25 protein-coding genes are annotated in these 24797 nt (G+C 60.1%); 12 read left to right on the top strand and 13 right to left on the bottom strand.

The window, feature by feature from the left end; genetic code table 11:
- The first annotated feature begins 168 nt into the window (after window positions 1–168).
- Both DWB63_RS12075 and DWB63_RS12070 read left to right on the top strand, forming a co-directional pair.
- A complete protein-coding gene (locus DWB63_RS12075) occupies window positions 169–1062 on the top strand; it encodes a LysR family transcriptional regulator ArgP (RefSeq protein ID WP_128329087.1) in 894 nt (297 codons plus the stop codon).
- Window positions 1063–1135: 73 nt separating this feature from the next.
- Window positions 1136–1777 (top strand): DUF2959 domain-containing protein, encoded by a 642-nt coding sequence (locus tag DWB63_RS12070; RefSeq protein ID WP_128329086.1) that lies wholly within the window; start codon window positions 1136–1138, stop codon window positions 1775–1777.
- A gap of 51 nt (window positions 1778–1828) precedes the next feature.
- Here the strand turns inward: DWB63_RS12070 and DWB63_RS12065 are convergent, their stop codons facing one another.
- A complete protein-coding gene (locus tag DWB63_RS12065) occupies window positions 1829–3193 on the bottom strand; it encodes a PLP-dependent aminotransferase family protein (RefSeq protein WP_128329098.1) in 1365 nt (454 codons plus the stop codon).
- Window positions 3194–3299: 106 nt separating this feature from the next.
- On the opposite strand from DWB63_RS12065, the gene DWB63_RS12060 reads away from it, so the two are divergent.
- On the top strand, window positions 3300–3893 hold the full coding sequence (locus tag DWB63_RS12060; protein WP_128329085.1) for a LysE family translocator: 594 nt from the start codon (window positions 3300–3302) through the stop codon (window positions 3891–3893).
- Here DWB63_RS12060 and DWB63_RS12055 read toward each other — a convergent pair.
- The 11 genes from DWB63_RS12055 to phnG form a co-directional block, all read right to left on the bottom strand.
- Entirely contained in the window at window positions 3890–5284 is a 1395-nt protein-coding gene (locus DWB63_RS12055) for a class II fumarate hydratase (RefSeq protein ID WP_128329084.1), read from the bottom strand. The genes DWB63_RS12060 and DWB63_RS12055 overlap by 4 nt on opposite strands.
- A 154-nt stretch (window positions 5285–5438) precedes the next feature.
- Entirely contained in the window at window positions 5439–6542 is a 1104-nt protein-coding gene (gene phnE / locus DWB63_RS12050; RefSeq protein WP_128329083.1) for a phosphonate ABC transporter, permease protein PhnE, read from the bottom strand.
- Window positions 6543–6547: 5 nt separating this feature from the next.
- Window positions 6548–7426, bottom strand: coding sequence for a phosphonate ABC transporter substrate-binding protein (gene phnD / locus DWB63_RS12045; RefSeq protein ID WP_128329082.1), 879 nt, complete (start codon window positions 7424–7426; stop codon window positions 6548–6550).
- Window positions 7427–7502: 76 nt separating this feature from the next.
- Window positions 7503–8324 (bottom strand): phosphonate ABC transporter ATP-binding protein, encoded by an 822-nt coding sequence (gene phnC, locus DWB63_RS12040; RefSeq protein WP_128329081.1) that lies wholly within the window; start codon window positions 8322–8324, stop codon window positions 7503–7505.
- Window positions 8325–8479: 155 nt separating this feature from the next.
- Window positions 8480–9640 (bottom strand): alpha-D-ribose 1-methylphosphonate 5-triphosphate diphosphatase, encoded by a 1161-nt coding sequence (locus DWB63_RS12035; RefSeq protein WP_128329080.1) that lies wholly within the window; start codon window positions 9638–9640, stop codon window positions 8480–8482.
- Window positions 9641–9642: 2 nt separating this feature from the next.
- Window positions 9643–10341 (bottom strand): phosphonate C-P lyase system protein PhnL, encoded by a 699-nt coding sequence (phnL, locus tag DWB63_RS12030; RefSeq protein WP_128329079.1) that lies wholly within the window; start codon window positions 10339–10341, stop codon window positions 9643–9645.
- Window positions 10342–10349: 8 nt separating this feature from the next.
- On the bottom strand, window positions 10350–11132 hold the full coding sequence (gene phnK / locus DWB63_RS12025; protein ID WP_128329078.1) for a phosphonate C-P lyase system protein PhnK: 783 nt from the start codon (window positions 11130–11132) through the stop codon (window positions 10350–10352).
- Entirely contained in the window at window positions 11129–12091 is a 963-nt protein-coding gene (locus DWB63_RS12020; RefSeq protein ID WP_128329077.1) for an alpha-D-ribose 1-methylphosphonate 5-phosphate C-P-lyase PhnJ, read from the bottom strand. Before DWB63_RS12020 ends, phnK begins: the two co-directional genes overlap by 4 nt.
- Complete coding sequence (locus DWB63_RS12015) at window positions 12088–13182, bottom strand: carbon-phosphorus lyase complex subunit PhnI (RefSeq protein ID WP_128329076.1); 1095 nt, start codon at window positions 13180–13182, stop codon at window positions 12088–12090. Before DWB63_RS12015 ends, DWB63_RS12020 begins: the two co-directional genes overlap by 4 nt.
- Window position 13183: 1 nt before the next feature.
- Window positions 13184–13783 (bottom strand): phosphonate C-P lyase system protein PhnH, encoded by a 600-nt coding sequence (phnH, locus tag DWB63_RS12010; protein ID WP_241648829.1) that lies wholly within the window; start codon window positions 13781–13783, stop codon window positions 13184–13186.
- Window positions 13784–13793: 10 nt separating this feature from the next.
- Window positions 13794–14273 (bottom strand): phosphonate C-P lyase system protein PhnG, encoded by a 480-nt coding sequence (phnG, locus tag DWB63_RS12005; RefSeq protein WP_128329075.1) that lies wholly within the window; start codon window positions 14271–14273, stop codon window positions 13794–13796.
- 88 nt (window positions 14274–14361) lie between these two features.
- Here phnG and phnF point away from each other — a divergent pair, with 88 nt between their 5' ends.
- The 9 genes from phnF (at window position 14362) to proX (ending at window position 22846) form a co-directional block, all read left to right on the top strand.
- The gene (gene phnF, locus DWB63_RS12000) at window positions 14362–15078 is read left to right on the top strand and encodes a phosphonate metabolism transcriptional regulator PhnF (protein ID WP_128329074.1); all 717 of its coding nucleotides are present in this window, start codon (window positions 14362–14364) and stop codon (window positions 15076–15078) included.
- A 230-nt stretch (window positions 15079–15308) separates the two neighbouring features.
- On the top strand, window positions 15309–15950 hold the full coding sequence (locus DWB63_RS11995; protein ID WP_128329073.1) for a DapH/DapD/GlmU-related protein: 642 nt from the start codon (window positions 15309–15311) through the stop codon (window positions 15948–15950).
- Window positions 15950–16651: a DUF1045 domain-containing protein gene (locus tag DWB63_RS11990; RefSeq protein ID WP_164879876.1), complete on the top strand. Its 702-nt coding sequence runs from the start codon at window positions 15950–15952 to the stop codon at window positions 16649–16651. Before DWB63_RS11995 ends, DWB63_RS11990 begins: the two co-directional genes overlap by 1 nt.
- Window positions 16651–17217 (top strand): phosphonate metabolism protein/1,5-bisphosphokinase (PRPP-forming) PhnN, encoded by a 567-nt coding sequence (gene phnN / locus DWB63_RS11985; RefSeq protein WP_128329071.1) that lies wholly within the window; start codon window positions 16651–16653, stop codon window positions 17215–17217. Before DWB63_RS11990 ends, phnN begins: the two co-directional genes overlap by 1 nt.
- A gap of 105 nt (window positions 17218–17322) precedes the next feature.
- Window positions 17323–17466, top strand: coding sequence for an Hsp20 family protein (locus DWB63_RS11980; protein ID WP_241648826.1), 144 nt, complete (start codon window positions 17323–17325; stop codon window positions 17464–17466).
- A 575-nt stretch (window positions 17467–18041) separates the two neighbouring features.
- The gene (locus DWB63_RS11975; RefSeq protein ID WP_128329070.1) at window positions 18042–19151 is read left to right on the top strand and encodes a DEAD/DEAH box helicase; all 1110 of its coding nucleotides are present in this window, start codon (window positions 18042–18044) and stop codon (window positions 19149–19151) included.
- 616 nt (window positions 19152–19767) lie between these two features.
- A complete protein-coding gene (gene proV / locus DWB63_RS11970; protein ID WP_128329069.1) occupies window positions 19768–20985 on the top strand; it encodes a glycine betaine/L-proline ABC transporter ATP-binding protein ProV in 1218 nt (405 codons plus the stop codon).
- Between the two features lie 2 nt (window positions 20986–20987).
- Window positions 20988–21818, top strand: a complete 831-nt coding sequence (locus tag DWB63_RS11965) for a proline/glycine betaine ABC transporter permease (protein WP_206613163.1) — start codon at window positions 20988–20990, stop codon at window positions 21816–21818.
- A 23-nt stretch (window positions 21819–21841) separates the two neighbouring features.
- A complete protein-coding gene (proX, locus tag DWB63_RS11960; RefSeq protein ID WP_128329067.1) occupies window positions 21842–22846 on the top strand; it encodes a glycine betaine/L-proline ABC transporter substrate-binding protein ProX in 1005 nt (334 codons plus the stop codon).
- A gap of 111 nt (window positions 22847–22957) precedes the next feature.
- On the opposite strand, the gene DWB63_RS11955 is transcribed toward proX, so the two are convergent.
- Window positions 22958–24796 carry a GTP-binding protein gene (locus DWB63_RS11955; RefSeq protein ID WP_128329066.1) on the bottom strand — a complete coding sequence of 613 codons (1839 nt, stop codon included), beginning with the start codon at window positions 24794–24796 and terminating at the stop codon, window positions 22958–22960.
- Window position 24797 lies beyond the last annotated feature (1 nt).

Raw genomic sequence — 24797 nt, 5'->3', positions numbered from 1 at the left:
CCCCTTCACCCGGCCCCCCATCCCCTCCTTTTCCTAAACTCTTTGTTACTGCTTCGCGGGGTTGTTGGTGAGGGGCAGTAGTTTTTTGTTCTTGTTGGCGTAGTCCAGGGGGTGTGACGTGTAAAACTAATTGTTTTCATTAGGCATTAGAAATGCTAATGAGTCTTCATGTTGGATTACAAGTTGGTGGAAGCGTTTGCCGCGGTGGTCGGCGAGGGCGGGTTCGAAAAGGCGGCCCGCGTCCTGCATCTGACACAGGGGGCCGTGTCCCAGCGGGTCAAGCTGTTGGAGGAGCAGGCCGGATGCGTGCTGCTGGTGCGCTCCTCCCCGCCCGGACCGACCCTGGCCGGGCAGGAGATGCTCAAGCATTTCAAGCAGGTCAAACGGTTGGAACAGGATCTCGGCGTTGGTTTGGGGCAGGACGCCAACGGGTTCACCACCCTGCCTGTGGGTATCAATGCCGATTCTTTGGCTACCTGGTTTTTCCCGGCAGTCGATCCCTATCTGGACCGGGAAAACGTGCTTCTCGATCTGAGTGTGGACGACCAGGCCGCGACACTGGGATTACTCAAGGCTGGCGAGGTACTCGGATGTATCAGCGACCGGGCCGCACCGGTGCAGGGCTGCCGAGTGGAATACCTGGGCGATATGGATTACAGGTTGTATTCGACTCCGTCATACAAAACAAAATGGTACAGTAACGGCGGCACGTTGGAGGAAGTGGAAAAGGCTCCAATGCTTGTCTTCAACCGCAAGGATGTCATGCATGAGGTGCTCCTGGCTGAAAGGCTGGGGCAGCGGCCGGACCGGTTGACCTCCTTTTACCTGCCTTCTTCCGAGAAATTCGCGCCGGTCATCGCCTCCGGGCGGGTCTGCGGAATGCTGCCGGACCAGCAGGCGCAATGCTATATCGAGCGGGGCGAACTGGTCGATCTCCTGCCCGGCCGTGTGTTCACAGTGCGGTTGCACTGGCATTGCTGGAACCTGGAATCCGACCGCCTGACCGGGTTCACGGAAGCCCTGGTCAAGGGTGCTCGAACCCTGCTGGAGCAGCACGGCTGAGGTTTGCCCATCAACCGGCTTTGTTGTAAGCACCTGTGAAAATACGCATGATCTGCAGTTTAAGGAGTTGTTCATGAAACGGTTTGTCCTGGTCCTGTCCCTGTTCAGTCTTTTTTTTGCCTACGGGTGTCAGAAGGCCTATTATTCCACCATGGAGTCCATGGGATACGACAAGCGTGAGATCCTTTCCGACAGGGTGGAAAAGGCCCGCGAATCGCAGGAAGACGCCAAGGAGCAGTTTGCGTCCGCCCTGGAACGGTTCAAGTCCGCAGTCGCCTTTGATGGCGGCGAGCTTCAGACCGTCTATGAGCAGTTGAATGACGAGTACGAGGACAGCAAGGGCAAGGCCGAGGATGTGAAAAACCGTATCGACAAGGTTGAGGATGTGGCCGAGGCCCTGTTCGACGAATGGACCGAGGAGATCAAGCTCTACTCAAGCGCCAAGCTGCGCCAGTCCAGCCAGGAAAAGCTGACCGAGACCAAGAAAAAGTACAGCGGGCTGATCAAGGCCATGCGCAAGGCCGAAAAGAAAATGTATCCGGTCCTGGAGGCCTTCGAGGATCAGGTGCTCTATCTCAAGCATAATCTCAATGCCAAGGCCGTGGCTGCCCTGGAGGGAGAACTGACCTCCATCCGTACGGACGTGGACGCACTCATCAAGGAGATGGACAAGTCCATTGCCGAGGCCGATTCTTTTATCAAGTCTCTGGAATAGATCGGAATCATATGAAATAAAGGGCTTGCTGCTTTGGCTGCAAGCCTTTTTTCATGGCCTGTCCTCCACGATGTCCCGGATGATCCTCAGACCTTTTTCCAACTGATCAACGGTGCTCGTGCCGGTCAGGGAGATGCGGGCCGCCCTTGGGGGCGGGGAGTCGCCCACCACGAATTTTTCTGCGCCGAACACATTGACCCCGTGCTCCCTGGCCGCATTTTCCAGGGCCTGGCCGGTCCACGGTTCGGGCAGTTCGCACCAGAGATAGAAACCGCTGGGCTTGCCCCGGAAACGGAAGCCGTCCAGCAGGTCACAGGCGAGCATGTAGCGGCGGGCGGCTTCGGCCCGCTTCTGCTCCACCACCCGGTCGGCAGTGCCGTCGTTGATCCACATGGAGGTCAGCTCCACGTTCAGGGGCGGGGCCATCCAGATGGTGTTGAGCACGGCCTGGGCCAGGGGCTTGAGCATGGAGGCGGGCGCGACCACAAAGGCCACCCGCAGTCCCGCAGCCAGGGATTTGGACATGCCCGCGATATAGATGCTGCGGTGCCTGGCCCGGTTGCCCACCGGCTCCAGCCTGCCGGGGTCGGTCAGGTCGTAGGCGTCGTCTTCGATGATGATCAGGTCGTGCTTGTCCGCCAACCGGGCGAGTTCATCCCGTCGGGCCTCGGGGATGGTTATGGTGGTCGGATTGTGGACGCCGGGCATGAGGTAGACCGCCTTGATCTCGTCCCTTCGGCAGGCCGCGTCAAGGCTGGCCGGGACCATGCCGTGCTCGTCCATGCGGATGGGCACCAGCCGGAGGCCGAGCATGGCCACCAGGGTCTTCAGGCCGGGATAGGTCAGTTCGTCCGTGGCGATGCGCTCCCCGGGCCTGAGCAGTCCGCTCAGCGCACAGGTCAGGGCGTGTTGCGACCCTGCGCTGACAATGATGTTCTCCGCCTCTGCCTCCATACCGAACCGATTGGCCCATTCCGCGCCCGCCCTGCGGTGTTCAAGCTGACCGCGCGGGTCAGAGTAGCGCATGAACGTGGACGGGTCCTTGCGCCGTGAAATGCGTTTGAATCCTTCAGTCACGCTCGGGTCGAGATGGTCCAGCGGTTCGATCAGCCCCATTTCCAGCATGCCGGCCGGGCACGGTTCAAAGGAAACCAGGGAGGTGGACGTGGTTGCATCCGAGGCCACAAAGGTGCCGCGTCCCACGGTGCCGGAGACCAGGCCGCGTTTCTCCGCTTCCCGGTATCCGCGCGTCACCGTGGACACGTTCAGGCCAAGGGAGTCGGCCAGGTCCCGGTGGGTGGGCAACCGGGTTCCAGGCGCCAGGACGCCGGCCGAGATATCCCGCTCGATGGCGTCTGCCAGCCCCATGTAGAGCGGCTCCTTTTCCTTGGAGAGTGCGGGCGAATATATTGTCATGCAGACAATATATTCGTTGACGCCACACAATGTCAACCGTACCCATCTTGTATCGAAAATCCCCTGAACCGAGCGGCCGCGCCTGCGGCGGTCCGTGGAGAATGCCATGAACATGGAAACCTACACTGCTTTCGTCCTTTTTGTCGTGGTCATGACCGGTACGCCCGGCGCGGGCAACCTGACCATGATGGGTATCGGCCAGACCACCGGGTTCAAGTCAGCGAGTCCCTTTCTGGTCGGGGCCACGGTGGGCGCGGTCACCCTTGACACCCTTGTCAGTTTCGGATTGGGCGGTTTGTTTGTGGCCTCTCCAAAACTGGCGTGGGCCATGAAGATTTGCGGAATGTGTTACATTCTGTATCTCGGTTGGAAACTGCTTACCATGAACCTGGCTGAGGGGTCTGAAACCCGGCGGTTCACCTTTCTCGAAGGGGTTGTCCTGCATCCGCTGAACCCCAAGAGCTGGGCCATGGCCGTGGTCGGGTACAGCATGCTGGCCGATCCGTCCGTGCCGGTGGTGCAACAGACGGCCGTGTTCGTGCTCACCTTCATGTTCTTTCAGGTGGCTTTTCACTCAACCTGGGGGCTGGCAGGTGCGGTCATCATGCGCACCCTCAAATCCAAGAGCGTGCTGGTCGGGGTGAATTGCGTGCTGGTGGCCGTCATGGTGGGGGCCACCGCCTACGCCATGTTCGTCTAGGCTTTGGGCTCGGTCATCTGTTCCGGCACCACTGTCCGGTCGAATTCTTCAGCCGTGACCAATCCCAGCTCCAGAGCGGATTCCCGCAGGCTCTGTCCGGTCTTGTGGGCATGGTGGGCGATCCTGGCGGCCTGATCATACCCGATGACCGGGGCCAGGGCCGTGACCAGCATCAGCGACCGGCCCAGGTGGTCGGCTATCCGTTCATGGTCTGGCTCAAGCCCCTCCACCAGGTTGGCGCGGAAGCTATGCATGGCGTCGGTCAGCAACCGTATGGAGTGCAGGACATTGCGGATGATGAGTGGCTTGTAGGCGTTCATCTCCAGGGTGCCGGACGTGCCGCCCAGGGTGACGGCCATGTCGTTGGCCATGACCTGGAGGCAGACCATGGTCAGGGCCTCGCACTGGGTGGGATTGACCTTGCCCGGCATGATGGACGAGCCGGGTTCGTTGGCCGGGATGATCAACTCTCCCAGACCTGCCCGTGGTCCACAGGACAACAACCTGATATCGTTTGCCATCTTGTGAAGTGAATTGGCCAGGGTCTTGAGGGTGGCCGAGAACTGCACCAAGGCGTCGTGGCTGCCTTGGGCCGCGAACCGGTTCGGGGCCGGGGCAAAGGGCAGGCCTGTCAGGTCCGCTATGTGACCTATGGCGTCTTGGGCAAAACCCGGATAGGAGTTCACGCCGGTGCCCACGGCAGTGCCTCCCAGCGGAAGACGGTACACGTCCTCCATGGCGTCCGTAAGCCGGATGCCGTTGTCGTCGAGCATGGCGACGTACCCGGAAAATTCCTGGCCCAGGGTCAGGGGCGTGGCGTCCTGCATGTGCGTGCGCCCGATCTTGACGATCTCCCGCCATGCCTCGGATTTGGCTGAAAGCGCATTCCTCAGGGAGACGATAGAAGGGAACAGATTGTTGATAACTTCATTTGCTACAGCCATATACATGGCTGACGGAAAGTTATCGTTAGTTGACTGACTGAGATTGACATGGTCGTTGGGATGGACCGGCTTCTTGGAGCCAAGGGGGTGGCCCGCCAGTTGGGAGCAGCGGTTGGCGATGACTTCGTTGACGTTCATGTTGAACTGGGTGCCGCTGCCCGATATCCAGACCGGCAGGGGGAACATGTCGGCGTGCTGTCCGGCCATGATTTCCTCACAGACCCCGATGATCACGGCCGCGATTTCCTGCGGCAGTTTTCCCGCTTTTTCGTTGGCCAGGGCGCATGCCTTCTTGAGGGTGGCATAGGCATGGATCATTTCCCGGGGCATGGGTTCAAGGTCGATGGCGAAGAGCAGCATGGCCCGTTGGGTCTGCGCTCCCCACAGGGCCTTCTCCGGGACTCGGACGGTGCCCATGCTGTCGGTCTCGTTTCTGTATGATGCCATGGTTTCTCCTTGGGTTCTGTTTTGAAGACTATCTCATGTTCCGGTCCGGCTCAACCACCGCGAGTGACACCAAGGAGCAAGCGGGGCAGTGCCCATGAAAAAGACCCCTGCGTTGTCGCAGGGGCCGTTTCGTTGTCTCTGTGGTCAGGTCGATCTAGACGAATTTTCGCCGCAGGATGCCGCACATGTAGTCGATGAGGGTCACGGAGAGGATGACCATGATCATCATGGTACAGACTTCGCGGTAGAGGTAGCCGTTGATCTTGTCGAACATGAGGAAACCGATGCCGCCCGCGCCCACGAAACCGAGGATGGTGGCTGACCGGACATTGGATTCGAAGCGCAGCAGGGTGTAGCTCACGATGAGCGGCATGACCTGCGGGATGACCGAGAAGGCCATGACCTGGGCCGGGCTTGCGCCCGAGGCCGTGACCGCTTCCACCTGGCCGGGTTCGATCTGTTCGATGGCCTCGGAAAAGACCTTGCCGAGGATGCCGAAGGTGTGGATGGCCAGGGCCAGGACGCCCGCATAGGGTCCGAGCCCGATGACGGCCACGAAGATCAGGGCCATGACGAATTCGTTGAAGCCGCGGCAGAAATCGAGCATGCGCCGGGCCGCGAACTGGCCGAACCAGCGGATGATGCGCTGGTGCAGGCCGTCGCCCTGGACCATCATCTCAAGGGTGTTCCTTGCCGCGAACATGGCCATGGGAATGGCCAGCACAAAAGCGATCAGCGTACCCCATATGGCGATGGCCACGGTTTCGATGAGTGCGGTCAGGTATTCCTTGAGGTGGGACCACGCGGTCACGGGCGGGAAATATCCGCCCGTCTTTTCATCGGCGATACGGGCATATTCCTGTTGGACCAGGGTTTCCCGCTGGGCCGGGTCCATGGCGAGCATGCGCTTTTCGGCGCGGATGGCCGCTTCGCGCTGGATAACGACGGGGTCTGCTTCCTTGCCTGCGGCGATGAGTTCGGCCTTGACTTCCTGGTATGACTCCTCAAAGGCGACGATCTCGGGCATCCGTCCGGCCTGAGCCATGGCGTCCTGCTTGTCGGTGTCGTTGAGTTGCCTGCCAAAGAGGTACTCAAAGGCGTTCTGGCGTTTGTCGTACAGTTTGAACGGATCAATGTCCGTGGATATGTACGAGGCCGTGAGGACCGCGAAAACGAGGATCAGAAGGCCCCCCAGGGCGAGCTTCTCAAGGAAGCTCTTCCTGGGAGTGACCTGTTCTAGTGTCAGTTCCTGACTCATGACGCCTACTGAGCCAGCTGCTTTTTCAGGCGCTTCATGTAGCGGATGATGTCGTAGTTCTTGTCGTTGGTGTGGGCGTAGCCGCCGTTCTGCAGGACGTTGAGCGCCTCGGGATCGTCGTTGATCTGGAGCAGGGCACCGGCGAAAGCGGCTTTCAGGCTCTCGGGAAGATCCTTGCGGGCGGCCATGGGAGCGCCGGGGATGAGGTCGGACTTCTTCAGGATGATGAAGTCGGCCAGGGAGACGGAACCCTTTTCGATCATGCGGTCCAGGTCGATGTTGTTGGTGGCTGCCACTTCCACGGAACCGTTCTTGACGGCCAGGATGGAAGCGCCGTGGGAGCCGGAAAAGCGGACTTCCTTGAAATACTCTTTGGGTTTGATGTTCATGTCGCGGGCAAAGATGACGTTGGGGACGAGGTAGCCGGAGGTGGAGTTGGGATCGGTGAAGGCAAAGGATTTGCCCTTGGCCTGTTCCATGTTGGTGATGCCGGAATCCTTGCGGGCGATGATGATGCCGGTGTAACCGGGCTGGCCTTCCTTGTTGAGCTCGAGCAGCACGGCTTCGGCATTGGCCTTTTCAGAGGCTTCAGTGTAGCTCTTGGGTCCGAAGTATGCGAAATCGATGTGCTTGTTTGCCATGGCAGTGATGATGCCGTTGTAGTCGGAAGCAGTGAAGATTTCGACCTTCACGCCAAGGACTTTTTCCAGCTTGTCGGCGATGGGTTTGGCGCGCTTGGCGGAATCGGCAGCGCCCTCGGTGGGGATGAAGCCGAATTTAATGGTCGAAGGCCAGTCTTTGGTTCCGGCGTTGGCCAGGCCCGGAAGGGCGAAGGCCAGCACCAGTGCGGCCACCATGAAGGCTTTGGTCAGTTTGCTGAACATGGAAAAGCTCCTGTGATTGTTGGGGTTGTTGCAGTTCATTGCTGCCATATCGTGCCGTACTTTTTCCGTTATGAATCTAGGCGGCGGAAAGTTCTTCAAGAGCTTCTCTCGCCTTGTCGCCGTAAATGCGGGACACGGTCTCGGTGTCGAGCTCGCGTGCCGTGCCGTCGAACATGAGTTCGCCTTTGGACATGCCCAGGATGCGTTTGCCGTAGCGCTGGGCAAAGTCGATATGGTGCAGGTTGACCAGCACCGGGATGCCTTTTTCTTCATGGATCTTGGACAAGATCTGCATGACCGTTTCCGAGCTGCGGGGGTCGAGGCTGGCAATGGGCTCATCGGCCAGGAAAACCTCGGGCTCCTGGGCCAGGGCGCGGGCGATGGCCACGCGCTGCTGCTGGCCTCCGGACAGGGCGTCGGCCCGACGGAATGCCAGGTCCGCGATGCCCACCTGTTGCAGGCAGTCAAATGCGAATTCCTTTTCCTGCCTGGAGAACTGGCGGAACATGGACAGGCATCGCTTCACCGGATGGGCGTTGAAACGGAGGCGGCCCACCAGTACGTTGTCAATGACGGAGAGACGTCGCACCAGGTTGAACTGCTGGAAGATCATCCCCACCCGGCGTCGCACCTGCTTGAGTTGGCTGCCGTTGACGCAGGTGACATCTTCGCCGAACAGAGCCACCTGTCCGCTGGTGGGGCGGATGAGCCGGTTCATGCAGCGGAGCATGGTGGATTTCCCGGCCCCGGACAGGCCGATGACCACACAGAAATCACTTGAGTTGATGGTAACCGAGACGTCTTTGAGGGCCACGGTCCCGTTGGGGTAGACCTTGCAGAGATTGGTAGCCCTGACGGCTTCCCGGCCCTGCCTGCCTCGAATGTTTATGGATTTCATTGCAGCCTCCCGACTGTAAGCAGGTCGTTGTGATCGGGAGACGGCGTTTTACAGAGAAAACTGCTCCCCACACTCGACGGTCTACACCCCCCTTGCAACAGGGGTATTGTGACCATGTAACGGTTTTATGGAATATTCCGGGCGGGCTGTAACATTCAGGCCGCGTTTTTTCTCGTGATTTCAACAGGGTTTGCAGTGCCGACACTCCAGGTGCGTAACACCGCCGGGATACCTTCGATTTCCCGCACCCGGACCATGTCCGCGCGTAACCCTTCCCGAATCTGGCCGCGGTCGTTCAGCCCCACGGTGTGAGCGGGATTCAGGCTGATCATGGCGATGGCTTCGGGCAGGGGGACTGCCAGCTTCTTGTGCAGGGTGAAAGCGGCTGAAACGAGGCTGCCAGGCGCATAGTCCGAGGACAGGATGTCGAGCAGTCCGGCTTCGGCCAGATCCTGGGCCGCCACGTTGCCGGAATGGGAACCGCCCCGGACCACGTTGGGGCCGCCCATGACGATCCTGATGTTTGCCCGGCGGGCCAGGGAGGCGGCTTCCTTGGTGGTGGGGAATTCCGAGATGGAGATGCGCTCCTGCACGGCCTGCTCGATGTGTTCGGGCGTGGTGTCGTCATGGCTGGCGATGGGAATGTCGCGTTCGTGGCAGAGTTCGACGATGCGTCTTCGGTTGTCTGCGGCGCAGGCGCATTGCGTGGCGATCATCCGCTCTGACAATTGTGCGAACTCTTCGTCGCTCCATCCTTTCTTGTAGTAGGCACGGTACTTGTCCGTGTCCGTGAACTGGCGCTGGCCGGGCGTGTGGTCCATGAGCGAGATGAGCAGCAGGACGGCGTCGTCGATGTGCGGGCTGAGCATTTCAAGAACCCTGGGGTCCGAGTATTCGCAGCGCAGGTGAAGCTTGTGGTCCGCCTTGAGTATGCCGGTGGCGCGGGCCTTGCGCAGGGCCTGGATGGACATGTCCATCATTCTGGACCTGTTGGGGCCGTCGTGGAATTCACCGAGGGATACGGCGTCAAGCACGGTGGTGATGCCCGAACTGGCCATGGTGGCGTCGTGGGCCAGTACCGAGGCAAGGGGGTCGGGCCAGAACACGCCGGGCCGGGGTTCCAGCTCCTGTTCCAGGTTGTCGGTATGCAATTCCACGAAACCGGGCAGCAGGTAGTCGCCGTCGAGGTCGATGGCGTTGGTCACGTTGCAACTGCCCTGATTCACGGATTCGATCATTCCGTCGGCCACCCTGATGGAGCCGTGCACGATCTCGTCCCGAAGCACGATCCTGGCGTTCTTGATGGTAATGTTCATGATTATGCGGCCTCCTTGAAGCTGCGCATTTCGAAGAGTCTGTCGGAGACGAGGTCGCGGACTTCCTCGTCGTGGAAAATGCCGACCACGGCCGAACCCCGTTTCTTGGCCTCCCTGATGAGCTGGACCACCACCTGGCGGTTGTCCGCGTCCAGGGATGCGGTGGGTTCGTCCAGAAGCAGCACGGGATAATCCACGCTGAACCCCCTGGCGATGTTCACCCGCTGCTGCTCGCCCCCGGAAAAGGTGGCTGGGGGCAGGCTCCACAGGGCGGCAGGGATGTTCAGGCGTTTGAGCAGGAAGGCGGCCTTGTCCCTGGCCGTGACCGTGTCGCCGGTCAGGTTGATCAGGGGTTCGGCCACCACATCCAGGGCGGACACGCGCGGCACCACCCGCAGGAACTGGCTGACATAGCCCATGGTCTGCTTGCGGATGTCGAGGACCTGCCTCGGTGTGGCGCTGACGATGTCGACCATCTCCCCGTGGTGCCGGATGTGAACGGAACCGGATTGCGGGTGGTAGTTGCCGTAGAGCGAGCAGATCAGGGAGGATTTTCCCGAGCCGGAAGAACCGGCCAGGGCCACGCACTCCCCGGCCCGCACGTCCAGGTTGAGGCCCGAGAAAACGTTGATGACCGTGCCTCCCTGGGTATGCAGGGTGAAGGTCTTGTCCAGGTTTTTGACGGATATCATGAGTGTCATTGCGATTCCTATGCCTGCAGGATGGAGGACACCAGCAGTTGGGTGTAGGGGTGTTGCGGGTCGTCGAGGACCTGATCTGTCAGCCCGGCTTCCACCACCTCACCCTGTTGCATGACCATGAGCCGGTGGGCCAGCAGTCTGGCCACGGCCAGGTCGTGGGTGACGATGATCACTGACAGGCCGAGCCGGGAAACCAGGTTGCGGAGCAGGTCCAGGAGTTTGGCCTGGACCGACACGTCCAGTCCGCCCGTGGGTTCGTCCATGAAGACGATTCTGGGCGAGGTGATCAGGTTGCAGGCGATCTGCAGCCGTTGCTGCATGCCCCCGGAAAAGGTCTTGGGGAAGTGGTCGATGCGGTCTGCGCTGATTTCCACTTCGCCCAGCCACTTCATGGCCGTGGCCCGGATGTTGCCGTAATGCCGCGCTCCTACGCTCATGAGTCGTTCGCCCAGGTTGGCCCCGGCCGTGACACCTAGGCGCAGCCCATCGCGCGGGTTCTGGTGAACCACGCCCAACTCGGTGCGCAGGAGCTTGCGCCGGATCGCTTCCGGGCAGCCGTGCACGTCGATGTCGCCGAATTCGTTGGACCTGTATCCGACAGACCCTTCGGTGGGATCAAGCCTGCCGGACAGGCAGCTGAGCAGGGTGGACTTGCCGGAACCGGATTCCCCGACAATACCCATGACCTCGCCGGGCCACAGGTCGAAGCTGATGTCCCGGCAGCCGATCATCTGACCGTATCTCTTTGTCACGCCCAGGGCGCGGATCATGGGTTCGGTATAAGTGGTCATGGGTTTTCCTGTGCGTTTATCGGGTTGTGGCCCTTGAGCTCCGCGATATCTTCCTGTTCGCCCATGGGGCCGATATGCCCCTGTTCGCGCCGGGTGGTGCAGTAGTCCGTGTCCGAGCAGACGAACATCCGTTCGCCCTGGTCGTTGAGGACAATCTCGTCGAGATAGCTGTCCGTGGCTCCGCACAGGGCGCAGCAGTCGTCCCAGGTCTCCACGGCGAAGGGGTGGTCCTCGAAATCAAGGCTTTTGACCTCGGTGTAGGGCGGAACCGCGTAGATGCGTTTTTCGCGTCCCGCGCCGAAGATGTGCAGGGCCGGGCTCATGTCGAGCTTGGGGTTGTCGAATTTCGGGATGGGCGAAGGGCTCATGATGTAGCGGCCGTTCACCTTGACCGGGTACATGAAGTTGGTGGCGATGCGTCCGTGCCGGGCAATGTCCTCGTAGAGCTGGACGTGCATGACGCCGTATTCCTCCAGGGCGTGCATCTTCCGGGTTTCTGTCTCGCGGGGTTCGACCCAGCGCAACGGTTCCGGGATGGGCACCTGGTAAACCATGATCTGTCCGTCGGTCAGGGGCGTTTCCGGGATGCGGTGCCGGGTCTGAATGACGCTCGCTTCAGTGGTTTTTTCCGTGGTTTCCACCCCGGTGACGCGGGCGAAGAACTTGCGGATGGATACGGCGTTGGTGGTGTCGTCCGCGCCCTGGTCAATGACCTTGAACACGTCGTCGGACCCGAGTATGCTGGCTGAAAGCTGGATGCCGCCTGTGCCCCATCCGTAGGGCATGGGCATTTCGCGCCCGGCAAAGGGCACCTGGTAGCCGGGTATGGCCACGGCCTTGAGAATGGCCCGGCGGATCATCCGCTTGGTCTGTTCGTTCAGATATCCGTAATTGTATCCTGTTTCGGCCCTGCCGGGAGTTTTGTCCTCCACGGCTGCGGCCCCTGTGGTGAAGCTCATGCGGCCTCCTCGGCCTTGGTGTTGTTCGTGATTTCTTTCCGCATGGCACGGACCATGACCAGGTCGGCCTGGAAGTCCACGTAATGGGGGAGTTTCAGGTGCTGGACAAACCCTTGGGCTTCGACGTTGTCGCTGTGATAGAGGACGAATTCCTCGTCCTGGGACGGAGCCGTGATGTCCTCCCCGAGGTCGCGGGCCTGGAGGGATCGGTCCACCAGGGACATGGCCATGACCTTGCGTTCGTTGTAGCCGAAGGAAAGCCCGTAACCACGGGTGAATTTGGGCAGCTCTTCTTTCGAGCCGACAAAGCTGGTCACCATTTCGCATTCGGACACGGTTATGTCGCCGATTTCGATTTCAAAACCGAGTTCGTCAGGTATTACGGAAACACTTACTTCACCCATGCGGATTTCTCCGGCAAAGGGATGGTTGTCACCGAAGCCGCGCTGGCTGGAGTATCCCAGGGCGAGGAGAAATCCCTCGTCGCCGCGGGCAAGGTTCTGCAAGCGGATGTCGCGTTCGGCGGGAAAGGTCATGGGGTCCTTGGTGATGTCGCCCACTTCCCGCGCGTCGTTTGGGTCCGGGCTGTCCACCAGTCCTTCCCTGCCGAGAATGTCCATGATCCTCGAAAGGGGGGCATCGGGAGCCTCGACGGGCGTGGTTGCGGCCTTGGAGGGCAGGGATTCCGCAGCCAGGGTGAAATCCAGGAGCCTATGGGTGTAGTCGAAGGTGGGGCCGAGCATCTGCCCGCCCGGTATGTCCTTGAAAGTGGCGGAGACGCGGCGGCGGACCTGCATGGCCGTGGTGTCCAGGGGCAGGGTCGTGTACAGCCTGGGCAGGGTAGTGCGATAGGCCCGGAGCAGGAATATCGCCTCCACCAGGTCGCCGCGCGACTGTTTGATGGCCAGGGCGGCCAGCTCGGGATCATACAGTGACCCTTCGCTCATGACCCGGTCCACGGCCAGCCGCATCTGTTGGAGAATTTGTTCCACGGTCAGTTCCGGGACGGCCGGGTCTCCCCGCCGCTCCACGGCCATGAGCCGGTGTGCATTGTCGATGGCCTTTTCGCCACCTTTGACGGCTACGTACACGTTATATCCCCACTTGGACCGTTCTCGGGAGCGAGACGATCTCTGTTTCCGTTGTCAGAATCACATCGAACCCGAGCGGAAAGCGCAGGCTGTTCCGCTGCATGGCCCGCCAGAAATCCGTATGCAGCCCGGCTACGTGGAGCTGGGTGTCCTCTTTGATGCCCGGACCACTGAGTCTGACGCCTTTGCCCACGTCAAGGGAGGCAACCTGGATGATCAGGGTGGCTGAACGGTCGGGATATTCGATGTCGCCGGGGTTGAATTGGTCCAGGTCGGGCAGGGCGTTGCCGTCGAGGACCAGGCCGAAGGCGCAGTTTTCCGGTTTTCTCGTGATGGGGCAGCCGCAGTGGAATCTCAGGTAGGTCTGGACATCCAGCGGCGTACCCGTATTGACCCAAAGTGGTGTGTCCATGTCCACCAAGGCAAGGCAGACAGCGGCCGCAGCCGGGTGTAATCCCTTGGGGGGATTGGGCCAGTTGCCGAGCACGGTCACCGTGCCGGGGTGGGACATGGTGAGCAGTATTGCCCGGAATATCCTCTGGTTGTCGTGGGCAGGATCTCTCTTGTCCTGAAAGGTCGAGTCCATGGCGTATCCTGGCATGGTGTACCCCTTAGTCTTCGCCGCGGGCCATGGTGAAGAAGTTCACCCTGGTGGCCGCGGTCTTGGCTGCGTGTTCTTTCTGCTTCCTGCTCAGTTCGCAGGCGAGCGGAGTAATGATGGTCTCCCGTATGGACGGTCCGTGTTCGGGGTGCTGCAACAGCGCGTCAAAGACGGCTGCCAGCTCCGCATGCCGCTTGTCGCGTCCGATCACGTACCCGTGGCCGACGTTTCCGTCTTCAAGGCGGACGGAACAGCGGGACACGGTCATCTCGCCGAGGTTGAACTGGCCGCCCCTGGCTTCGGTCCGGGCACGGACCATGGCCATGCCGACTTCCGGCGGTCGGAGGTGCTCGAACGTGAGCACTGGGCCGAGGTCGGCCAAGAGCGCTTCCAGCCGGTCCGTTCCGGTACGGGAGAGCACTCCCATCCAGTTCTTTCTGTCCCGGGTTTGCGGATGCATGGGGTCTTTAGTGTCACTGTCAGGTTTCATTTCTGTGAAATCCTTGGGGGTTGTCTAGACAACCGCAGTTGTATGTGGTGTCGATGCCTGGCTGGAAAGCAACAAAGGGAGGAGAGCCATGCTCATCCGGGGAAACGGTGTCGCCCTGTGGCGTCAGATATATTCGCAGATGGAGGCGGACATTGCCTCCGGTCGGTTCGGGCCGGGTGACAGGCTGCCGTCTGAGAGCAGTCTGTCTGCAGAGTTCGGCGTCAACCGGCATACCATCCGCCGCGCCCTGGCCGTTCTGGAGGAGGGCGGATTGATACGCGTGGAGCAGGGGCGAGGTTCCTTTGTGCGCGAACCGGTCATCCATTATCCGGTCAGCAGGCGGACCCGCTTCAGCGAGAACCTGTCCCGCCAGCGTCGAGAACCCGGCAACATCCTGCTCATGGCCGTGGATACCGAGGCGGACGGAGTGGTGGCCGAGGCTCTTGGCATCAGGCCGGGCGAGGTCGTGACCCGCATCACCAGTGCCGGGGAGGCGGACGGCCGCCGGATAAGCTATTCCAAGTCCTATTTCCCGCGGGCCTTGTTCCCGGGCATGGTGCGCGTCTATCGGGAGTACGGTTCCGTGACCCGGACCTTGGAACACTTCGGGGTCGGCGACTATTCCAGGAAGCGGACACGGATCATCTCCCGTATGCCCACTGCCGAGGAGGCTCGGGAGTTGGCCCAGCCCAAGACCAGACCCGTGCTGATCACCGAAAGCGTCAATGTTGACGAGTCCGGCGTGCCGGTGGAATTCGGCGTCTGCCTCTTTGCCAGCGACTGGGTGCAGATCCTGGTGGAGTAGACCGATTGATGTCATGCCCTGTTCCTTGGTTGTCCGCCCTGTACCCGGTGCGGGTGTGGCGTGTTGAGGCCGTGGTAGGCCAAGCCGTGGAACGAGGCACTAGACAAGTCCTCGACTTGTGCGCTTTTGGATGGAATTTCAACTTGTTGTAACACTGCTGTCGTTTTCGTCTCACAAATGATGCGCTCCCGTGCTTTTTCAAGCCGGGCGCGTCTGTAAGTCAGGAAGGCATGAACACCTATATGAACACGAACAGCGGATTGGGCCCCAGGCCCAGGGTCCATCCCTCGGCAGACATCAACGACTGCTCCCTCGGCATGTATACGGAGGTTCTCGAAGGCTGCCTCATGCTGGAGAGTTCCCTGGGGGATTATTCCTATCTTAGCCCCGGTTGCGACGTGGCCCACGCGGACATCGGCAAGTTCGTGTCCGTGGCCTCCATGGTCCGCATCGGTCCGACCAACCATCCCATGTGGCGGACCGCGCAGCACCATTTCACCTACCGCAGCAGCCGCTACGGGTTCGGCCCGGACGACGAGTGGCTTTTTGACTGGCGGCGCAAACAGCGGGCGGTCATCGGCAATGACGTCTGGCTGGGGCACGGGGCCATTGTCCTGCCCGGCGTGACCGTCGGCGACGGTGCTGTGGTCGCGGCCGGGGCCGTGGTCAGCAAGGATGTCTCCTCCTACACCATCGCGGGAGGGGTTCCGGCCGGATTCATCAAGGAACGGTTCCCGCAGGCCGTCCGGGAACGATTGGCCCGTCTCTGCTGGTGGGACTGGTCCCATGACCGCCTTGGTCGGGCAGTCCCGGATTTCCGCCGATTGCCGGTGGAGGCATTTCTGGACAAGTACGAAAGCGAGGGATGCTGATGCCGGAACGATACGCCGTATATTACGCCCCGGAACAGGGGAGCGAACTTGAGCGCTTCGGTGCGGCCTGGCTCGGCCGCAACCCGGATGGCAAGCCTGTGGCCCAGCCCAGCCCGCCCGGCCTGGATCATGAGGCATTGAGCGATCTGACCGCCACACCCAGGCACTACGGGTTTCACGGTACCCTGGTTCCGCCGATGGCGCTCGGCGGCGGGTGTACTCGTCAGGAATTTATCGGCTACATTGAAGCCCTTGCCCGGACGCAGGAACCGTTTGAGATGGCTCCGCTGTCGGTCAGGCCGATAGGCTCGTTCCTCGCCCTTGTTCCCGAAGATCAGGCCGGGTTGGCGCATTTGGCCGAAGCGGCCCTGCGCGCCCTGCACCCATTTCGCGCGCCTCCTTTGTCGGCTGAAAAGAAAGCCCGGCGCGCCAAGGGGTTGACCGGGAACCAGGAGCGGCTCCTTGAAATGTGGGGATATCCCTATGTCCTGGAGGAATTCCGGTTTCATGTCACCTTGACCGGCCATGTAGAGGAGGAAGCCCGGCGGGCCGAACTCTTTGACATTGTTACCCGGTATGCCATTGGTGTCACCGGGCGTCCCTGGCCGGTCCGCGAGCTGTGCGTTTTCCACCAGCATGACAGGCAGGCTCCGTTTACCTTGATGCACCGGTCCAGGCTCGGAACCGGGAGGGATTATTAATGACAGGAAGATTGATCTACGTGATCGGACCGTCCGGCAGCGGCAAGGACAGCCTCATGCAATACGCCCGCAGGCATTGTCCGGGCAACGAAGCCGCCTTTGCTCACCGGTACATTACGAGACCGGCCGATGCCGGGGGGGAGAATCACGTTTTCTTGCAGCCCGATGAATACCAGGCCCGGCTGGAGCGCGGTCTTTTTGCCCTGCACTGGGACAGTCACGGATTCCGCTATGGGTTGGGCGTGGAAGTCAACTCCTGGATGGAGGCGGGTCTCAATGTGGTGGTCAACGGTTCCAGGGCCTATCTTCCCGAGGCGTCCCGGCTGTACCCGGACATCCGCCCCGTATTGATCTCGGTGGACAGCGACATCCTGCACCAGCGTCTTATCCTGCGCGGCCGGGAGTCGACAGAGGAGATTCAGCGCCGCCTGGAGCGGGCCGAGGCCTATGCGGTCAACCACCCCTGTTTGGAGCTGGTCGACAACAGCGGAGAACTCTCCTTCGCGGGCCGGAGCCTGCTCGGCATCATCAGGGGCAAACCCGCCAAAATGCGCCGGGCCGTATGACCGGATCGCCGGTGGGCATGGGTTTGCGAGGAATCTTGACAGCCCTGGAATGCGATTTATACATGGAATACCAGTGGCAACTTTTACCCATTCAAGGAGGATGCTATGACCGTTTCCAAGCTGAACCCCTGGAATTGGTTCAAGAGGGAACAGGTCAATGCCAAGTTGAACAAGGGGGTCCTGTGCATCTCCATGCCGAGGATCAAGAGAGCCGAAAGCGAGTCCAGGAAGATAGCCATCGGCACCTAGCCCCCTGTATTTCGAACTGCCCATTCAATGTGTTGACCCTGGTTTCGGCCGGGGTCTTCCGGCAATATGGAGGAAGCATGAGGTATCAATGTGACAAATGCGACTGGGTCGGAACCTGGGATGCATTAATACTGGAAACAATGTGTCCCCTGTGTCGGAGCAGCGTGCATCCGTCTGACAAGGAAGGAAACAGTCTTCACTCGGCGACTCCGGGAACCTCACTTCCGTGACGGCCGGTACTCGGTCCCGACACCATTCTCGTCCTCATGGCGAGGTCGGACAGGCTTCAATGATCGTCCCCCCACTGCTTGCGAGTGCGGGGGCGCTGCCTTGGAAGGTCTGATTTTTGCCGCATAAATAACGCTTTACTTTGTTCTGGTAATGATTGATAAGCGGTGCAGCTCAGCGTGACTGGACGCACGAATACTTCTTAGCCCCATTTGGGCAACCACGTTCCACATCAGTCGAACCAAGATTTACTCCCGTACCAGAGCCACCCCCAATACACCCGGGCAACCGGACCCCGACCGCTGTCGCGCGCCGTCGAAATTAACTCCTTTTTACCAAAGGTTTATATGACTTTTTCTACTTTTTCCCTTGATCAGCGTATCAATTCAGGCATCAAAGCCTGTGGCTATGAAACCCCCACCCCCATTCAGGATCAGGCCATTCCGCTGATCCTGGAGGGGCATGATGTCATGGGCCTGGCCCAGACCGGCACCGGCAAGACCGCTGCCTTTGCCCTGCCCATCCTGCAGCGTCTCCTTGAAAGCAAGAAGGCGACCCAGGCCATCCCCCGCGTCCTGGTGCTCGCACCGACCCGCGAGCTGGCCCTGCAGATCAACCAGAATTTTCGCGATCTCGGCAAGCAGACCCCCGTCCGCAGTGATGTGGTCATCGGCGGCGTGGGCATGAATCCGCAGATCAGGGCCTTCAGCACCTGTCAGGTCATTGTGGCCTGCCCCGGCCGTCTTGTTCGTCTCATGAGCAAGGGCGCCGTGAACCTGCACCATATCGACACCCTGGTCCTGGACGAAGCGGACCGCATGCTCGACATGGGCTTCATGCCGGACATCAAGCGCATCCTGGCCAAGCTGCCTGCCAAGCGTCAGAACCTGCTCTTTTCCGCCACCATGCCTGCGGACATCCGCAAGCTTGCGAATACCATCCTGGTGAATCCCAAAACGGTTCAGGTGGCCAACACCGTTGCGGTGGCGAGCGTGGGCCACGCCTTCTACACCACCCAGAACCACCTCAAGATAGGTCTGCTGGGCAAGCTGCTCGACACCACGGATCACCAGAGCGTGCTCATCTTTACCCGGACCAAGCACAAGGCCAAGAACCTGTCCCGCAAGCTCAGCAACGACGGCTACAACTGCACGTTCCTGCAAGGCAACATGAGCCAGAGCCAGCGTCAAAAGGCATTGGACGGTTTCCGCCAGGGCAAGTTCACCATCATGGTGGCCACGGACATCGCGGCGCGCGGCATCGACTGCGACTGCATTTCCCATGTCATCAACTTTGACATGCCGGACACTGTGGAGACCTACACCCACCGTATCGGCCGTACCGGCCGGGCCGGACGGGGTGGAGAGGCCGTCAGCCTGGTCACCCACGAAGACAAGACCCAGGTGCAATCCATTGAGCGCGTCATGCGCATCAAGCTCCAGCATCGTTCCCTTTAGAGACTCCGTCGCCAGAGACTGCGATACAAAATAAAGGGTCACGGCATGTGCCGTGACCTTTTTCGTGTGCGCCGTCCTGGCCGGCGGCTTCCCTTGGCCCGCCTTGAGAGGGGGGAGAGGGTGGTTCCGAGTTTGTACAATGAGTTTATTTTTTTGAATCGCAGCGCCATGGCGATTGCAGAAGTATGTAATAATTGTATCAAAATAATCATTTTTGACATGGTCTCCGCTATCCTGTATGCTCTTCCATAGCAATTATTGCATATAGGTGCTGTGCCGCTGTTTTCATTATGTTGCAGTTTAAAACACAGTATACATCAATATTACTATTTTTTTGCAGTTCTTTATTGATGTATTAATTAAAACTACCATTGCAAATTTCTATAACTTGAGAAAATCACTATGCAGTGGTGTTTCTAAATCAGCTATTATGTCTTTACCCACAAAGTGCCATATCCGGTCACATAATTCCCCTATTAACGGACAGCCGAGGATAACGACTCCTTGTGGGCTCCGTGATCGGGTGCCTTTGGTTTAGACCCTTTTCCCATCATCTTTTTTTTGATTCCTTCTTTGCCGCGTGCAAAGGAGGGGCGTCACATTTATTGGAGTAAATATGGATAAAATTCGCGTCGAAAACCTCTATAAGGTCTTTGGGAACAAACCGGATGCAGCCTTGAAAATGATCAAGGCAGGGCATGACAAGACCTCCATCCTGGAAAAGACCGGCATGAACGTCGGGGTGGACAATGCCTCGTTCACCATCGAAGCCGGTGAAATCTTCGTCATCATGGGACTGTCCGGCTCGGGCAAGTCAACCATGGTCCGTATGCTCAATCGACTCATCGAGCCGACATCCGGGCGCGTCATTGTTGACGGCCAGGATGTGACGGCCATGAACAGCGAGGAACTGGTCAAATTTCGATTGCACAATATGAGCATGGTCTTCCAGTCCTTTGCCCTCATGCCCCACCTGACCGTGCTGGACAACGCCGCCTTCGGCCTGGAACTGGCCGGGGTGGACAAGGCCAAGCGGCACGAGCGGGCCATGGAGGCCCTGGAACAGGTCGGACTGGCCGGGTGGGAGGATCAATATCCCACACAGCTTTCCGGCGGTATGCAACAGCGCGTCGGCCTGGCCCGGGGGCTGGCGGTGGACCCGGAAATCCTGCTCATGGACGAGGCTTTTTCCGCACTGGACCCGCTCATCCGTACCGAGATGCAGGACGAACTGCTCACGTTGCAGGAAGAGCATCAACGGACCATTGTTTTCATCTCCCATGATTTGGATGAGGCCCTGCGCATCGGCGACCGTATCGCCATCATGGAGAGCGGTCAGGTGGTTCAGGTGGGCACACCCGACGAGATTCTGCAGAACCCTGCCAACGAGTATGTCCGCGCCTTTTTCCGTGGCGTTGATCCGACCAACGTCATCAGCGCGGGCGATATTGTCCGCGACACCCATCCAACCATCGTGGCGACCAAGGGCGGCAGTCTGCGCACGGCCCACGAGATACTCAGCGGCAGCGAACTGGAATATGCCTATGTTGTCGATTCCAAGCGCCGTTTCCTGGGGGTCGTTTCCACCGAGGGTATCCGCAATGCCCTTGAGGCGGGCCTGCCCGAGAGACCGCTCAGCCAAGTCTTCCTCTCCGAGGCCTGTGCCGTCAACGCGAGTGAGTCCATGCAGGACATACTGCCCCTTGTGGCGACCGCGACCTGGCCGATTCCTGTGGTGAACGATGCCGACAAGTATCTGGGCGTCGTCTCCAAGAACCGTTTTCTCAGGACGTTGCACAAGACCGAGGTCACGTTGACCGAAGGAGGCGAATGATCATGTTCGATGACGCAACAATCCCCCTAGACCAATGGGTCAGCACCTTTGTCGACTGGCTGGTGGACAACCACCGAGAGTTTTTCCAGATGTTGAAATGGCCGGTGGAACAGCTCCTGACCGGGTTCGAGCACGGTCTCAATGCCATGCACCCGGCCATCATCATCGGTGTGGTCTGCCTGATCGCCTGGAGAGTCTCCGGCAAGCGGCTGGCGGTTTTTTCCATGGCATCAATGCTGCTCGTCGGGTTTCTCGGCCTGTGGGAGGACACCATGATCACCCTGGCCATGGTCCTTTCCTCGGTCGTCATATGCGGCCTGCTCGGCGTTCCACTCGGCATCATGGCCGGGCGCAGCGACCGGTTTCAGACATATCTCAGGCCCGTGCTTGACGCCATGCAGACCACCCCGGCCTTTGTCTATCTGGTGCCCATCGTCATGCTCTTTTCCGTCGGCAACGTGGCGGGCGTGCTGGCCACCATCATTTTTGCCCTGCCCCCCATCGTCCGGCTGACCAGCCTCGGCATCCGGGGCGTGCATCCCGAACTGGTGGAAGCGGCACAGGCCTTCGGGGCCACCCGCTGGCAGGTGCTCTTCAAGGTCCAGATTCCCCTGGCCATGCCGACCATCCTGGCCGGCCTGAACCAGACCATCATGATGGCCCTGTCCATGGTCGTCATCGCCGCGCTCATCGGTGCGGGCGGACTCGGTTCCCCTGTTATCCTCGGTTTGAACACCCTGGATATTGGACGCGCCGTGGTCGGCGGCCTGGGCATCGTGCTCATGGCCATTGTCCTGGACCGCATCACCCAATCCATGGCTCAAAAGAAATAAAAAACAGAACCCTAGGAGGTCCTATGAAATTCATGAAAATCTTCCTTACCGTCATCTGCACGGTCATGATCGCATCGGCCGCGCTGGCCACGGACATGAAGCCCGGCGAGGGCGTGACCCTGAAGCCCGCCCGCGCCACCTGGAACACCGGTTTTTTCCAGGAAGCCCTGGCCCGCCGCGGTCTCGAAGAACTCGGCTATGACGTTCAGAAACCCAAGGACCTGACAAATCCCATTGCCTACAAGTCCATCGTCCTGGGCGACATCGACTACTGGTGCAACGGCAATTTCCCTCTGCACACTCCCCAGCTGCCCAAGAACTTTGATGAGAAGGCGGCCATTCTCTCCCCGATCATCAAGGCGGGCGGCATGCAGGGATACCTGGTATCCAAAAAGGAAGTGGAACAATTCGGCATCAAATCCCTCGACGATTTCAAGCGTCCCGAGGTGATCAAGGCGTTCGACCAGGACGGCGACGGCAAGGCCGATCTGGTTGCCTGCCCTCCGGGCTGGGGTTGTGAAAAGGTCATCGCCACGCACATGGAGATCTATGGCCTGGGAGAGTATATCAAGCCCATCAAGGCCGCGTACGAGGCCGGTATGGCCTCTGCTCTGGGTGCATACAAGTCCGGCAAGCCGGTCTTCTTCTACACCTGGACGCCCAACTGGACCGTGTACAAACTCAAGCCCGGCAAGGACGTGATGTGGATCAACGTACCCGCTGAAGGCGATGTGAACGGCGAAGTCTCCGGCATTGAAGGGGCGGTTTCCGATCCGCTTCGTCCGGGATTCGTCGTGTACGATATCGCTGTCGTGGCCAACAAGAAATTCCTGGCCGCCAACCCGGCTGCCGCCAAGTTCCTGGATGTGTTCACCCTGCCCCTGGCCGATGTCAGCGAGCAGAACACCCGCATGAACGAAGGAGAGAAGTCCGACAAGGATATCGCCAAGCATGTGGATGAGTGGATCGCCAAGAATCAGGCTACCTGGAATGGTTGGCTTGATGCAGCTCGGAAAGCCGCCAAGTAGCGTCTTTCTCCACAGATGAATAAAGCCCCCGAAAGCAGAAGCTTTTCGGGGGCTTTTTGCGTCAGTCGTTAAAAGACGCTCAGTCGAGCCGACGCTTCAACAAAGGAGCGGTCAGGAGGCGGACGCCCCGATGCCGAGGGCGGACCGGAAGTCTTCAGCGACCTGTGGGGAGTCCTGGCCGATGATGACCATGAAGCTGCCGCCTGGCTCCTGGTCCATCGGCGTCAGGGAGGTGTGTCCGGGAACGAATTGGAATACTTCCGGGATGTCGGTGTCCAGGAATCGGACAATACCCTTGGCCCGGAGGACCTTGTCAGGAAGTGCGGCCACACCTTGGCTGAATGCGGCGCGGTCCACGGGTGCGTCCAGGGAAATGAGGGAGCTTTGGATGTTGTCGTCCATGTGGGTGGGTTGTGCGCCCATCAGGGGCAGAGTCGGGGCCGGGCGGCTCGGCGTGTTGCGGAAGTTCACCCCGTAGAGTGCTGCGGCCTGGATGTCCCCCTGGACCACCCGGTGCATGGTCCCTGCGGTGTTCAATGTCCGCAGGCGGGTTTCGAGTTCGTTGAGGGCCGATTCGGAAACAAGGTCGGCCTTGTTGACGAGCAGCACATCGGCCAATCGAACCTGGCTCCGGGCCACTTCGTGATTGTCCAGGGCGCGGGCGGCTCCGGCCGCATCCACCACCGTGGTCACCGAGGCGAATTCGAGCAGGTCGTCAAGGTCGGCTATTTCAGAAAGCAGGTTGGCCGGGTTGGCCAGTCCGGTGGTCTCGAGAACAACGAAATCCGGTTGGAATTCCGAGAGGATGCCCGAGAGGGCGGCCCGCAGGCTTCCGGCCAGGGTGCAGCAGACGCATCCTTCGTCCACTTCGGTGACGGCGTAGTGTTGCCCCATGAGTTTGCCGTCCAGCCCTTTTTGGCCGATTTCGTTCTGAATGACGGCCACAAAGCCGTTTTTGGCCGCCTGTTCTTCGATGAAACGGGCCAGGAACGTGGTCTTGCCGGACCCGAGAAAGCCGGTCAGGACGATAAGGCGCGGCTTGTCCGAGATGCCCATTGTCCGTTTGTCGATGCTGTTGCCCGCGCCCTGGATGTTCGGGTTCAGCCAGAGGGCGTCGGCCCAGTCTTCGGGAATGGGGGCGGGCCGTTGCCAGAGGTCTTTCGTGTCGGTGAAGTGCGGGTCTGCCGGAACAGGGGTGTTCCAGCCCAGCCCGAGGCGCCATGTTCGCGAATGGGGGCAGGCTTGAGAGGTGATCCGCGCGTTCGCGCCATAGGTCCTGCGTGTGGAGGCCATGCTGTGGCTGGTCAGCGAATCAGGGCTGTCGCCGAGGCAAAATGATGCGGAGGCGGCCAGGGCATTGAACAGGGGCAGCGCCGTGTCCCATGCCGGAAAATCCTGGTCCGTTCCGCCGGGCGGAACGGCTTGCACCGGGCCGTTCGGGGTTTGAATTTCCAGTCCGTCCCTGGCTATGACCACGTCGTGTTCCGGGGCGGACAGAGCCATGCCCACGCCCTGGGGGGCGGCTGTGAAAAAGGTCTCCAGTCCGGCAATGTGGAACAGGACGCGCAGATCGGGATGCAGGGTGAATTCGCGCACCCTTTCGAGATAATCTCCGGCCTGGGCGGCCAGTCCCGCGTCAATGCTGAAGGATTCGATCAGGTCTTCGTCCGGCATCGGGAAATAGGAAATGCCGAAGGTCGCCCGCCCGGCATCCTTCTGTCCGTCCGCAGCCAGGATTTCCACACCGTATACGCCCGGCATGCCGGTGACGCGCACGGTCAATCCTCCCCCGCCCTTTGCGCAGTCTCTCACGCCGCGCCAGCCGAGCCGGTGGCGGACGCCTGGAATGAAGTTGGCCCGTGTCATGAGCGCGCGGGGCAGTTCGACGGCGACCAGTTTGGGATTATCCAGCAACGCTGGAGGGAGCAATGCTTTCAGGGTGATGGACATG

This window comes from Pseudodesulfovibrio sp. S3 (assembly GCF_004025585.1).
GTDB lineage: Bacteria > Desulfobacterota > Desulfovibrionia > Desulfovibrionales > Desulfovibrionaceae > Pseudodesulfovibrio.
This window is presented reverse-complemented; position numbering and strand designations above follow the sequence as displayed.

Bases quoted from the DNA above. Each gene is read 5' to 3' on its own strand.
- DWB63_RS12075 (WP_128329087.1), top strand. From the start codon at position 169: ATGTTGGATTACAAGTTGGTGGAAGCGTTTGCCGCGGTGGTCGGCGAG.
- DWB63_RS12070 (WP_128329086.1), top strand. From the start codon at position 1,136: ATGAAACGGTTTGTCCTGGTCCTGTCCCTGTTCAGTCTTTTTTTTGCC.
- DWB63_RS12065 (WP_128329098.1), bottom strand. From the start codon at position 3,193: ATGACAATATATTCGCCCGCACTCTCCAAGGAAAAGGAGCCGCTCTAC.
- DWB63_RS12060 (WP_128329085.1), top strand. From the start codon at position 3,300: ATGAACATGGAAACCTACACTGCTTTCGTCCTTTTTGTCGTGGTCATG.
- DWB63_RS12055 (WP_128329084.1), bottom strand. From the start codon at position 5,284: ATGGCATCATACAGAAACGAGACCGACAGCATGGGCACCGTCCGAGTC.
- phnE (WP_128329083.1), bottom strand. From the start codon at position 6,542: ATGAGTCAGGAACTGACACTAGAACAGGTCACTCCCAGGAAGAGCTTC.
- phnD (WP_128329082.1), bottom strand. From the start codon at position 7,426: ATGTTCAGCAAACTGACCAAAGCCTTCATGGTGGCCGCACTGGTGCTG.
- phnC (WP_128329081.1), bottom strand. From the start codon at position 8,324: ATGAAATCCATAAACATTCGAGGCAGGCAGGGCCGGGAAGCCGTCAGG.
- DWB63_RS12035 (WP_128329080.1), bottom strand. From the start codon at position 9,640: ATGAACATTACCATCAAGAACGCCAGGATCGTGCTTCGGGACGAGATC.
- phnL (WP_128329079.1), bottom strand. From the start codon at position 10,341: ATGACACTCATGATATCCGTCAAAAACCTGGACAAGACCTTCACCCTG.
- phnK (WP_128329078.1), bottom strand. From the start codon at position 11,132: ATGACCACTTATACCGAACCCATGATCCGCGCCCTGGGCGTGACAAAG.
- DWB63_RS12020 (WP_128329077.1), bottom strand. From the start codon at position 12,091: ATGAGCTTCACCACAGGGGCCGCAGCCGTGGAGGACAAAACTCCCGGC.
- phnH (WP_241648829.1), bottom strand. From the start codon at position 13,783: ATGCCAGGATACGCCATGGACTCGACCTTTCAGGACAAGAGAGATCCT.
- phnG (WP_128329075.1), bottom strand. From the start codon at position 14,273: ATGAAACCTGACAGTGACACTAAAGACCCCATGCATCCGCAAACCCGG.
- phnF (WP_128329074.1), top strand. From the start codon at position 14,362: ATGCTCATCCGGGGAAACGGTGTCGCCCTGTGGCGTCAGATATATTCG.
- DWB63_RS11995 (WP_128329073.1), top strand. From the start codon at position 15,309: ATGAACACCTATATGAACACGAACAGCGGATTGGGCCCCAGGCCCAGG.
- DWB63_RS11990 (WP_164879876.1), top strand. From the start codon at position 15,950: ATGCCGGAACGATACGCCGTATATTACGCCCCGGAACAGGGGAGCGAA.
- phnN (WP_128329071.1), top strand. From the start codon at position 16,651: ATGACAGGAAGATTGATCTACGTGATCGGACCGTCCGGCAGCGGCAAG.
- DWB63_RS11980 (WP_241648826.1), top strand. From the start codon at position 17,323: ATGACCGTTTCCAAGCTGAACCCCTGGAATTGGTTCAAGAGGGAACAG.
- DWB63_RS11975 (WP_128329070.1), top strand. From the start codon at position 18,042: ATGACTTTTTCTACTTTTTCCCTTGATCAGCGTATCAATTCAGGCATC.
- proV (WP_128329069.1), top strand. From the start codon at position 19,768: ATGGATAAAATTCGCGTCGAAAACCTCTATAAGGTCTTTGGGAACAAA.
- DWB63_RS11965 (WP_206613163.1), top strand. From the start codon at position 20,988: ATGTTCGATGACGCAACAATCCCCCTAGACCAATGGGTCAGCACCTTT.
- proX (WP_128329067.1), top strand. From the start codon at position 21,842: ATGAAATTCATGAAAATCTTCCTTACCGTCATCTGCACGGTCATGATC.
- DWB63_RS11955 (WP_128329066.1), bottom strand. From the start codon at position 24,796: ATGTCCATCACCCTGAAAGCATTGCTCCCTCCAGCGTTGCTGGATAAT.